Consider the following 13,237-nt stretch of genomic DNA (forward strand, 5'->3'; position numbering starts at 1 on the left):
CCTTTAAATTATGCACTTCTTGTGCACTGCTAGTGTTATTCCACTGAATTGATTGTCATTGTAAAATTCGTTGTTACAAAATTTAATGTTTCAACAATCATCAGTATAGTCTTTTGAATAATGTTTGTTATAATTCATTGGTTTTTGACATACCAAACATAGTCTATGTATATCAAATTCATCTTCTTTTGCACCACATTTACATTCTAGAGCATTGCTTCATGCATTTGTTGCAATCTTATCTAAGTCAATCTTTTTCATTTTATCCTCTTTTCATGATAGTTTTTAGTTGTTTAAGTAGATTTTTAATTTCATTTATTAATGGAAGATATACATTTTCATCTTCAAAATCAACACCAACTTGTTTTAAGGCGACTAAAGGATCTTTTGAACCCCCTAATTTTAAAAAGTTTATTATATTTTCTTTTTTATTGTTTTTGAAATCTTCATAAAGTTTGAAACTCGCAACAATATCAATTGCGTATTTATAAACATAGTATGGAGAATAAAAGAAATGTGATATGTATGGTCAATTATATGTTTTTCTATCTTTATCTGAAAAAATATTATAACCAAAATTATTTTCGACGCTTTTAAATATTTCTTCTAGTTTAGAAGCGTTTAGAACTTCTCCCTTTGCGACTGTTTGATGAGCAATATGTTCAAACTCTGCAAACTGAATTTGTCTATAAAATGTTGAAATTAAATCAAATATTCTTTGTTGAATTAATAGTATTTTTTCATTTTTTTCATTTGTTTTATTCAATAAATAATCAAATAATATGTGCTCATTAAAAGTAGAAGCAACTTCTGCTAATATGATAGGATATTCATTTAAAGGGTATTGTTGTACATCATTTGCAAATAATGAATGAACAGAGTGCCCTATTTCGTGTGCTAATGTATTTAATGAAGAGAATTGATCATCTCAATTCATTAAAATTATCGGGTCCAAATTATAGTTTGATGAAGAATACGCCCCGCTAACTTTATTAACATCCTCATAATAATCAATCATATGGTCTTTGAATGCAATCTCTAAATTATGTTCATATTCATTTCCTAGTTCTTTTAAAGCTTCTTTAACAATTGATATTCCTTCCTCAACACTATATTTTTTGGTCTCAACATTAACAAGCTTTAGTTCTCTATCAGTTGTATATATTTCGTTAAGACTTAAAACTTCTTTTATAAATAAAAAGTAATCTTCAAATGCATTAATGTGTTTTTTTCCAGTGCTTATTAGTTTTTCATATATTTTTTCACTAACTTTATCTGAGTTTAAATACATACTTATACTTGATTTGTAATTTCTTAAATTAAAATCCTCTTTATCTTTTAACAAAATACTTTCATAAATCTTTGCATATGTGTGTTTATTTTTGCTATATCTTAAAAAGTATTTATCTCATACTTTTTTTCTAAACTCTTGATCTTTAATTGGGTCTGAATTTTGCATTATGTTTTTAAATGCAGTTGTATCTAAAGTAATTTCTTTATTTTCATACATAATTTTTTCTTCAACCGAATCAGCATATGTTAAAGATTCATATAAATCAATATAATTAGACCTACTTTGTTCTAATTTAGATATTAACTCTTCTTCTTCAGACTTTAATATGTGTTTTTTACAATCAAATAAGTCAATATAACATTTAATATAATTATCTAATTTATTATTTTTTAAAATATCAATTATGTAATTTAAGTCTAATTCTAGTGTTTCAGGGACAACAAAACTTGTTAAAACATCAGCTTGTTGTGAAATATTGCTATATATAGAGTCTATTTCTTGTAATTTTTCACTAGTTTTATCTAAATCATAAAGATGTAAATATCTTGATAACTTAGAGTCAACCTCATCTAGTTGTTCTTCTAACTTAACTAATTCAACAAAACAATCTTTATTTTTTAATTTTCCTTTTAACTTGGCAATATTTTTTGCAATATCAAGTACTTTTTTAGAGTCTTTCTTTCATTCTTCGATGCTATTATATAAATTTTCAAAATTTCATTTATATTTTGATTGTGCTTCTGATCTTTTCATAAGATTATTATAAAATAAATTTAACAAATACTTGTAACTATCTGTATTTGTTTAATATAATCCTAATAAAAATATTTTATATTCTAAAATAAATTTATAAAATAATTTAGTTTTTTATTATATTTTAGGTGTAGTATAATGTAATTACTATGAAAAAGGATGAACTAATAATTGATAAAAATGAAATCAAAAAACACATAAAACTTTTGATTTTAGGTTTATTATTTATTGCAAACTACTACATATTTATTAAATTTAATTACAGAACAATTTTAACTGTAATTAATTTAGATTTCACATTACTAATAGGAATATTAGTTTCTTTCATTTACAAACAAAAAAAATCAATTAGTAAAAAAGAAACTTTAAAAGGCTTTAATATACTATTTTTGAATCTAATTACAATTGGGTTTATTTTTATAATATTTATTTTACTAATTATTTCAAAAAATGATGGTTCAGTCATAGTTAATAAAAATATTACATTAATTAATGATTTAAATAGAACAAGAAAGCCAGCTAATTTACAAAGATATGTTAATTCAGTATCAATCTTTTTTACAATATTATCTTTAGTATTTTGAATTCTTGCAGCTTCAAATTATTTTAAAATATTAGAAACCATGTACAATAGCATTAAAAAAATAATATTTACTTTTGCAAATGCAATAAAAAGAAATATCCAAAAAATTGTTTCTTGATTTAAATACTTATTAAGATTTTTTAAAAACTTTGTAATAAATGATTTAATTAATTTCTCAAGTTTTTTGTTTAACCGTTTTATATTTTTAATTTTATTTAAATTAAATAAATTAAATAGTTTTTATAGATGGAGCATTATTCCTTAATATAAATATTTATTTTTAATATTTATATAAGAGAGGAAAAATAAAAATGAAAAAATTAATTCAATTACTATCAAGTATGAGTCTTTTTGCGACTTCATTAACAACTGTAGTTTCATGTGGTGGTGGTGAATCAAATCCAACCAAACCCACAGATCCAACAGATCCAACAGATCCGACTAACCCTACCGACCCAACATTGACAGACACACAAAATCAAATGATTAGTGGTGCTGAATTTATGTCTAGATTTATTTTGGCAAGTAGACATGAAAACCTAAACTTTAATCTAAACGAAATTTTATCAATGTACTTAACACCTGTGCCAACTGCACTTATGATGCCGGTTGCATATAAATATAAAAATACAGATGTTAATTTTAGTTCAGCTTTACAAAAATATAAAACTTTGCTTGCACCATCAATTGAAAAAATAAATAACGATAACTATTCAGGTGTATTTGCAAGTTATGTAATGGGTATGTATGATGATAGTTTTTATAGAGATTTTATAAATACTGGGCACTTTAATGACTCATTCAATGAACAAGGAGGAGTCGGCTTTAATAAAAAAGATAAAAATAATGAAATGGGAATATTAGCAGGTCTAGATAAAGATTTAAAATTATCAGGTGATCAAAGTAGAAGAGATTTATCATGAGCAATCCAAGATACTGGTGCATTAACAAATTATCTATTAGATATGGGCTATGATGGAGTTAATCCTGGTGATACAAATGGAACATCAAGTCCTGCAAGCGCAACAAAGCAAGAAAAAGGCGGAACTAATGGTAGTGGTTATTTGTATTACAATTCAGGTGTTTCAAGAGGACAAGGTAAACAAAACGCATTAAAAATTAATAAAACAGTTCAAGATAAAATTGGTGAAAAAAATAAATATACAGCAGCAGATTTTAGCAATGGAAAATACTCTTCATCAATAAATGAAACTACATTTAATGGAATGGGTTCTATGATTGCAAATACTGCTGGTAACTTAAATTTAAAAGGATACATAAACAACTTCTCATCTTTAAAAGATAGTCTATCTGAATCTAGTTTTGGAGCAGAGGGACTATTGACAATTGCCAATTATATAACTCCAATGCTTGCAACTGAAGAAAAAGAATCAGACTTAAAAATTCAAAGTGTTGCATTTAGTTTATTATATAATGTACAATCTGTAATTAATGCAATTCAAAAAGATTCAAGTACTGGAAATGAACTTAAAGAGTTTTTAAAAACTAACGGATTTGATAGCACAACATTAGGCAAAACATTAGACCAAAAAAAAGCTCTTGGCGCAGTTGATATATTATTTCCAAAACTTGATAATGTTAAAGCTACTAGATTTTATAAAAAAGATAAAACTGACAAAAATGAACCAATTGAAAATATGCAAATAGTATTTAATTTCTTAAAAGAGCTAAAAAAATTCCAAGAAAACCTTGGAACAAAAGAGCTTAAAGAAGAGTTTGCTAATAAATTCTTTTTATCAAAAAGTGCACCTTTTAAAAAAGATTATTCATTAATCATTAGCGCACCAATGATGGGTGGTCTTGGTGAAGATGGATGAGTTGATTTAGTAAAAGAAGATGGTTCTGGGGCTGTAAATATATTAAATCTTGTTTCTGAAGCATATAATGGACTATCAAAACAAGATACAATGGAGTTGATACAAGCAACTGAATCAAAATATAAAGATAAATCAATTTCTGATTTAAGTAGATCTGAAAAACTTAAACTAATTAAAGATTTAGGGTTTGATAGTTCAACTGGTAAATATACAGAAAACTCATTTTTTGCAAATTACTTTAAACTATTAACCGATACTAAAACACCTGGTGTTAACGAACTAAGTGATTTATTCAATAGATTAAAAGATAGCACTAATGAAAGCATGCAACCAACTCACGAAAAAGCACTTCAATATATTTATGATAAAAAATATTGAGATATTTCAAATAAATCATTAAATGTTACTGATCCTTCAGAAATAAACGGAAAAATGGAATTTACTCTAGAATACAAAGGTAATGGTGATGCTGATTCAAGTGCAGATCAACAAACTACTAAAATTGATGTTCCAGAAAACTTTAACCCCTACCAAACAAACATAGAACATCAAAAAGATTATGCTCAAAGTGATGCAATAAAAAATAAAATTGATACTTCAAGAATTTCAGGTAAAGTTCTTGGAAAAGAAAAACTAAAAATGAGTAGTGAAGATTTAATGAAATATGATGGTAAAGGTGAAAACTATAAAGAAGTAAATCATAAATATAAAGTTGTATGACAAAATGTAAGTAGTGATTCAAATAATCCACACTGAGTTGTTGTAGAAGTTAAATCATACAATAATCAAGGAAAAGAGTTTTATAATATATACTAAAAGATGTTAAAACATCTTTTTTTATTTGCTATTTAAACATATTTTGAAATTATATATAATAAATGTAATGAACATAAAAGAAAATATTTTTACAAATAATTTTATAAAAAAGCACTTGTTTTTTCTTTTTTGTGTTATTTCCATATTTTTGAATATATTTGTATTTAAAATTTGTGATTTTAATTGTATTCTTATTTTAATACACTATGACTTAATTATACTGATCGTTATTTTTACAAGATATTTAATTAGATTATATAAATCAAAATCATATTTTGAAAAAATCTCATTCAAGAGAAAACTTACTTTATACTTTTTAATATTTAGCTTATTTATAATGTTTTTTTTATTAATATTTACTTTAAGTATTGATTATTCCTCATTTTATAATGAAACATATAACGTTTGAAGTAAAATTAAAGAAAATGAAGAAGAATCTGTTTTATTTATCAACTCCATTGTTATTTTTATAATAGAAATTTATTTATTTTCTTTTTTTATTAATTCTTTAAGTCTTTTATTTTATTTATTTAGTACTGTTATAAAAATAATTTATAACCTATCAGCGAGTTTAAAGACAAATTTTGTTAGTTTATTTACATTATTAAATTTCTTATTTATTTCAATTGTTAAAAAAATAATAATTGAAGCATTTAACTCATTTAAACACTTTCTTAATATTTTTAAGTTACTAGTATCTTTTAAATTAAATAATTTATATTCATTTTATAGATGGAGTATGATTCCTTAACATTGTTTAAAATTTTTAAAAACAATTTGAAAGGAAAAAACTAATGAAAAAATTAACACAAATTTTAGCAGTTGTGAGTCTTTTAAGTACTTCAATTACAACTGTAGTATCATGTGGGGGAAGTAATAAAGATAAAAACTCACCAAGCAACCCTACTGGCAACTTGACTGAAACACAAAAACAAATGGTTGAAGGAGCAGAAACTTTATCAAGATTTATATTATCAAGTAGACATGAAAATTTAAATTATAACCTTAATGAGATTTTATCTATGTATTTAACTCCAATACCAACAATGCTAATGATGCCTGTTTCTTACAAATTTGAAGATATGGACATTAATTTCGGAACAAAAATTAGTAAGTATAAAAAATTATTAGCACCGTCAATTGAAAAAATTAATAATGATAACTATTCTGCTGTATTTGCAAGTTATGTAATGGGTATGTATGATGATAGTTTTTATAGAGACTTTATTGAAAACGGTCATTTTAAGGACTCATTCAATGAAAAAGGTGGTGTAGGATTTAATAAAAAAGATAAAAATAATGAAATGGGAATTCTAGCAGGATTAGATAAAAACTTAAAACTTTCTAATGACGAAAATAGAAGAAACCTGTCATGAGCAATCCAAGATACTGGTGCACTATCAAACTATTTATTAGATATGGGATATGATGGGGTTAATCCTGGTGATACAAATGGAACATCAAGTCCGATGAGCCCAACAAGTCAAGAAAAAGGTGGCACTAATGGAAGTGGGTACTTGTATTACAATTCAGGTATTTCAACTGGTAAAGGTAATAGGAACTCATTGAATATAACAAAAACAGTTAAAGATAAAATTGGTGAAAAAAATCAATATGAACCAGCAAAAATTGATAAAAATCAATACTCATCAAAAATTAATGATATATCTTTTAATAGAACTGGTTCTATGATTGCAAATACTGCTGGTAGAATGAATTTAAATGGATATATAAATAACTTTGCATCATTAAAAGATAGTATATCTGAATCAAGTTTTGGGGCTGAAGCGCTGCTTTCTGTTGTAAACTACATAACTCCTATGCTTGCAAGTTCTGAAAAAATAACTGACTTAAAAATGCAAATAGTCGCATTAAGTTTAATTTATAATATGCAATCTGTAATTAATCAAATACAAAGCAATGATAATGCAATGAATAATTTTTTAAAAACAAATGGCTTTAATAAGGATGTATTAAGTAAATTAATTAATGTAAGAAAACCAATTGATTCATTAGAAGCTGTGAAAGACATAAAACCTGAACAAGTAAAAATAACAAGGTTGTATCAAAAAAATAGCGATGATAAAAATGATCCGATTGATAATTTAAAAATTGTTTCTAGTTTTATAAAAGAATTAAAAATGTTTTACAATAACTTAAAAACAGATGATCTTAAAGAGGAATTTGCAAGTAAATTATTTATTAGTAAAGATTCACCATTCAAAAAAAACTATGATTTAATCATTAACCCTCCATTAATGGGAGGCCTTGGAGAATCTGGATGATTAGATCTTGTTGGGGACAAAGGTTCTAATGCAATGAACTTGTTAAATATGCTTGATTATACATATGAAAGTTTTTCAAAAAATGAAACTAAAGAGTTTGTTCAAGAAGTTATAAATAATTATTATGGTCGTTCAATTACAGATTTAAGTAGAACTGAAAAACAAAATTTAATAAAAGAACTTGGTTTTGATACATCTAGTAATAAATATGTCAAAGATTCATTTTTTGCAAATTATTACAATGTACTAACAAATGAAGAGTTTGAAGGTTCAAATGAATTAAGTAATTTATTTAAAAGATTAAGTGATAACACAAGTAAAGATATGATGGAAGTTCATCAAAGTGCACTTCAATATATCTATGATGATAATTTTTGGTCAATGAGCAGTCCTAAAATAAATGTAACAGATCCTTCTGAAGTAAATGGGGAAATGGAATTTACTCTTGAATACAAAGGTAATGGTGATGAAGAATCAAATGCAGATCAACAAACTACTAAAATTGATGTTCCAGAAAACTTTAACCCCTATCAAACAAACATAGAACATCAAAAAGAATTTGCACAAAGTGATGCACTTAAAGATAAAATTGATACTTCAAGAATTTCAGGTAAAGTTCTTGGAAAAGAAAAACTAAATATGAGTAGTGAAGATTTAATGAAATATGATGGTAAAGGTCAATTATATAAAAAAGTTAATCATAAATATAAAATTATATGAAGAAATATAAGTAGTGACATTAACAATCCTCATTGAGTTGTTGTTGATATAAAATCGTTTAATAGTGATGGTAAAGAATTTTATAATATATACTAAAAGGTTTAATAAACCTTTTTTTATTTGGAATATAAGAATAAAAAATATATAATTTAATTAATGAAAAAAACAGATTTTAATGTTATAAAAAAGCAATTGAAAAAGCATTTTATAATCCCGCTTTGGATATTTTTTACAATAATAAATTTTTATATATTTAATTTATGTAAGTTTAATTGCGTTCTTATTTTAATCAACATTGATCTAATTTTATTATTAGTTATATTGTTTAAATATATTTTTAAAAGTGAGAATTTTAAAATAAATAAACATAAAAATTATTATAAAAATTTAATATTTTTTAATATCCTAATATTTATAGTTCTATTTACAATAATTTTTTTGTTATTTTTAACAAGTATTAATTACTTTATTATTTATAATGAAACTAATTTAATATTAAGTAATTTAAAAGAAAAAAATCATTCACCAATTAAATTTATAAACTCTGTAACAATTTTTTTAATAACAATAATATTAATTTGTTTCATTTTATTATTGATTAATTCTATTAGCTTATTAAATTATTTTTATAAAAATATGATAAAAGTAATTCATCATATAATAAATACTTTAAAAAATAATATAGTAAAACTTTTATCATGATTCAAATTTATTTTTATCTCAATCAAAACAAAATACATTAAGTTTACAAAAAAAATATTAAATGAAATTTTTTTAATCTTTGAGTTGCTTATATCTCATAAAATAAATAGTTTATATACTTTTTATCGATGGAGTATGATTCCTTAATTAAGTTTTATTAATCTAAGAAAAATAAAACTTGAAAGGAAAAATAAATATGAAAAAATTAACACAAATTTTAGCAGTTGTGAGTCTTTTAAGTACTTCAATTACAACTGTAGTATCATGTGGAGGAAGCAATAAAGATAAAAACTCACCAAACAACCCTACTGGTAACTTAACTGAAACACAAAAACAAATGCTTGAAGGTGCAGAAATAATGTCTAGATTTATATTATCAAGTAGACACGAAAATCTAAATTATAATTTAAATGAAATTCTTTCAATGTACTTGGCCCCTATTCCAACAGCGATGATGATGCCTGTTAATTATAAATACGATAACTCAAATATTAATTTTGGTTCAATGTTAGAGAAGTATAAAAAACTACTAGCACCATCAATTGATAAGATTAATAATGATAATTACTCTGGTATATTTGCAAGTTATGTAATGGGAATGTACGATGATAGTTTTTATAGAGACTTTATAAAAACTGGTCATTTTAATGATTCTTTTAGTCCTAACGGTGGTGTTGGGTTTAATAAAACTGATAATGATAATGAAATGGGAATATTAGCTGGTTTAGATAAAGAACTTAAACTTTCTAATGATCAAAGTAGAAGAGATTTATCCTGAGCAATTCAAGATACTGGTGCACTATCGAACTATTTATTAGATATGGGATATGATGGAGTCAATCCTGGAGATACAAATGGAACATCAAGCCCAAAATCTGCTTCAACTCAAAAACAAGGCGGTACTAATGGAAGCGGATACTTGTATTATAATTCTGGAATATCAAGTGGTAAAGGACGTTATAATGCACTTAAAATTAAAAAAAATGTTCAAGATAAGCTTTCAGAAAAAAATAAATACACAGCGGCAAATCTAAAAGAAAATGATTACTCATCAAAAATTAATGATATCGCTTTTAACAAAACAGGTTCTATGATTGCAAATACTGCTGGAAGTTTAAATTTAAAAGGTTATATTAATAACTTTACTGCATTAAAAAATAATATTTCAGAATCTGATTTTGGATCTGAAGCATTACTTACAATTGCAAATTATTTAACTCCAATGCTTGCAACTAAAGAAAAATCATCTGATTTAAGAATACAAAGTGTTGCATTTAGCTTATTATATAATGTACAAGCAGTTATAAATGATATACAAAGTGAAGAAGAAGAATTAGGTCTTAAAGAGTTTTTAACAACTAATGGATTTAATCAAGATGTATTGAGTAGTATTCTTGACGAAAAAGAGGCATTTAGTACTGGCAGTTTACTTTTACCATCTGTTGATAATGTAAAAACAACAAGATTTTATAAAAAAGATAAAGATGATAAAAATGATCCAATTGACAATTTAAAAATTGTAACAAGTTTTTTAAATGAGTTGCAAAAATTTCATAAAAATTTGAAAACCGATGAACTTAAAAAAGAGTTTGCAAACAAATTCTTTATTTCAGAAGATGCACCATTTAAAGATGAGTACTCACTTATTATTAGCGCTTCTGCATTTGGTATGGATTTTGGTGGTCTTGGAGAAGATGGGTGAATTGATTTAGTTAAAGACGATGCTTCTGGAGCTATGAATTTATTAAATTTAATATCATCAGCTTATGATAATTTATCAAAAGAAGAAACTAAAAATTTAATAACTGAAGTTGATAGTAAATACGAAGGGAAGTCAATTTCTGATTTAAGTAGAACTGAAAAACAGAATTTAATAAAAGATCTAGGTTATGATAAATCTAATAGTAAGTTTTTAGAAAATTCATTTTTTGAAAATTATTTTAAATTATTAACAGATGAATCAGTTCCTGGGGTAAGCGAGTTAAATAATTTATTTATTAGGTTAGCTGATAGTACTAATGATAGTATGAAAAATGTTCATGAAGAAGCACTTCAATATATTTATGATAATAAATATTGAAATATGACAGATACAAATATAAATGTTACAGATCCATCAGAGATAAATAGTAAAATGGAATTTACTATTGAATACAAAGGTAATGGTGATGCTGATTCAAACGCTGATCAACAAACTACTAAAATAAATGTTCCAGAAAATTTTAATCCATATCAAACCAAAATTGAACATCAAAAAGAATATGCACAAAGTGATGCAATTAAAGATAAAATTGATGAATCAAAAATTTCAGGTAAAGTTTTAGGTAAAGATATTTTAAAAATGGAATCAAATGATTTAATGAAATATGATGGTAAAGGTGAAAATTATAAATCTGTAAACCATAAATATAAAGTTGTTTGACAAAACATAAGTAGCGATATTAACAATCCTCATTGAGTTATTGTTGATATAAAATCATTTAACAGTGATGGAAAAGAATTTTATAATATATATTAACAAATAAAACTAACATTATATAAAATGCACATAATTATTTAGTGCATTTTTTATTTAATATAAATTATAATATAAAAAAAATATTTATATATTATTGTATTTAGTGTAATATTTACTTAATAAGGTTATATTATGAAAAAAATAAATAATGACACAAAATTTTTATATTTAATTACAATAGTTTTATTAATTATTATTTCAATAAACCAATTTGTTGGAAACATATTATTTTTATTTATAATTTTTTCTTTTATAGTTTTTTATTTATATAAAATTTTAAAAAATATGAAAAATGATAAGTTTAGAAAAATTTTAATACAAAATTTCAAAAAATTATTTAATTTTATTTTACCCATAATTTTTTTATTGCAAGCATATAATTCATACTTTATAAATCATTATCAAAAATTATTTTTGGAGTTATTTTCATATCATATATCATTAATACTAATTAGCTTTATAAGTTTGTATTTATTATTGAGTTTTTTTAAATTTACTATTAAAGTAGTTTACAAAGTTTTAAAAAGAATATATCTTTTAAATATTTATTTAGTTTGTAAATATTTATTTAAAATAAAATATAAATTTATTAAAATAAGTTACTATTGAGTTATTATAAATAGTTTTTGCTCTTATTATTTAATAAATATTTTTAGCAAATACAATTTAAAAATATTTAGGATTATTAAAACATTTATCTGGAAAGATCAACAACATTTACCTCTTATTTAAATTTATTTAAAGGAGGAAACATGAATTTAGAAATATTAAATAAAAAAATTAAGTTTTTTATTTTTAGTGTGTATATAGTTATTTTTTTTGATATAGCAATATTTTTGTCAATTTTTATAAGAAATATAATTTATTTTTCAATGGGTATGTTACTGGCTCCACTTTTACAATTAATTCCACTAATAATAATGTTGATAATTGTAATTATGGGCTTAAAATTCATTACACATTTTTGAAAGTTATATAAGAAAAGCACATCTGATTATAAATATTTATATGCATTACACAATCTATCAATAAGTAATAAAAAATTTTATAAAATTGAAATTGTAATAATATTTATTAGCTGTTCATTGCTTGCTCTAATTGGTGGTATCGGAATAGCTCCTTTGGTTTTTATTATAAAAGGAAATAACTCATATAGATATTATTCTAAAAATATTGATTAATTTTTATACAAATAAAAAATAAAATCTAAACAAATTAATGTTTAGATTTTATTTTTAAATTTTTATTTATAAACTAACTTAAATTCTTCGAACACTATGACTAAATCTTCATTAAAAACAAAATTATTTTCATCAGCAATGCGTTTAAAAAAAGTATAGTGTTTATTTTTTCAAGATTCTAGGTTATCGTCTTCTCCTTCTAGTTTACAAATATCGAAAGTCATATCTTTATATTTTATAAATCTTACATTTGTTGTTTTTATTATACATTTTGGATTACCTTTAAAATCTGTAACAATTGAGTATTGATCAACTTTTGGTATATTTTCATTTTCAATTTCATATTGTTTTAATAATGACGACGTAGCTTTTTTAGTTCCATTTAAAACTAATTTCCCCAGGTCGTTAGCCATTTCTTCTGTATTACCAAAATAAAAATGTTCTGTATATATAATTTTTTCATTTAATTTATTTTCTTTGATAAATTTCTTTCAATAGTTTTCAACATTTATGTTCATTTAATGTTTTCCTTTATAAATTATAATAT

8 protein-coding genes are annotated in these 13,237 nt (G+C 23.6%); 5 read left to right on the forward strand and 3 right to left on the reverse strand.

Going from position 1 to position 13,237, the window contains the following annotated elements; all coding sequences use genetic code 4:
• Window positions 1–3 precede the first annotated feature (3 nt).
• Together SLITO_RS05170 and pepF are read right to left on the reverse strand one after the other, a co-directional pair.
• On the reverse strand, window positions 4–261 hold the full coding sequence (locus tag SLITO_RS05170; protein ID WP_075058696.1) for a hypothetical protein: 258 nt from the start codon (window positions 259–261) through the stop codon (window positions 4–6).
• A 1-nt stretch (window position 262) separates the two neighbouring features.
• Complete coding sequence (gene pepF / locus SLITO_RS05175) at window positions 263–2,047, reverse strand: oligoendopeptidase F (protein ID WP_075058849.1); 1,785 nt, start codon at window positions 2,045–2,047, stop codon at window positions 263–265.
• A gap of 149 nt (window positions 2,048–2,196) precedes the next feature.
• On the opposite strand from pepF, the gene SLITO_RS05180 reads away from it, so the two are divergent.
• The 5 genes from SLITO_RS05180 (at window position 2,197) to SLITO_RS05215 (ending at window position 12,690) form a co-directional block, all read left to right on the forward strand.
• Window positions 2,197–2,895, forward strand: a complete 699-nt coding sequence (locus SLITO_RS05180; RefSeq protein ID WP_075058697.1) for a hypothetical protein — start codon at window positions 2,197–2,199, stop codon at window positions 2,893–2,895.
• Between the two features lie 46 nt (window positions 2,896–2,941).
• Entirely contained in the window at window positions 2,942–5,284 is a 2,343-nt protein-coding gene (locus SLITO_RS05185) for a hypothetical protein (protein WP_075058698.1), read from the forward strand.
• A gap of 794 nt (window positions 5,285–6,078) precedes the next feature.
• On the forward strand, window positions 6,079–8,385 hold the full coding sequence (locus SLITO_RS05195; protein WP_075058700.1) for a hypothetical protein: 2,307 nt from the start codon (window positions 6,079–6,081) through the stop codon (window positions 8,383–8,385).
• 802 nt (window positions 8,386–9,187) lie between these two features.
• Window positions 9,188–11,509: a hypothetical protein gene (locus SLITO_RS05205; protein WP_075058702.1), complete on the forward strand. Its 2,322-nt coding sequence runs from the start codon at window positions 9,188–9,190 to the stop codon at window positions 11,507–11,509.
• A 752-nt stretch (window positions 11,510–12,261) separates the two neighbouring features.
• Window positions 12,262–12,690: a hypothetical protein gene (locus SLITO_RS05215; RefSeq protein WP_075058704.1), complete on the forward strand. Its 429-nt coding sequence runs from the start codon at window positions 12,262–12,264 to the stop codon at window positions 12,688–12,690.
• Between the two features lie 62 nt (window positions 12,691–12,752).
• Here the strand turns inward: SLITO_RS05215 and SLITO_RS05220 are convergent, their stop codons facing one another.
• Entirely contained in the window at window positions 12,753–13,208 is a 456-nt protein-coding gene (locus SLITO_RS05220; RefSeq protein WP_083433389.1) for an ASCH domain-containing protein, read from the reverse strand.
• Window positions 13,209–13,237 lie beyond the last annotated feature (29 nt).

The organism is Spiroplasma litorale (assembly GCF_001267155.1).
GTDB lineage: Bacteria > Bacillota_I > Bacilli_A > Mycoplasmatales > Mycoplasmataceae > Spiroplasma_A > Spiroplasma_A litorale.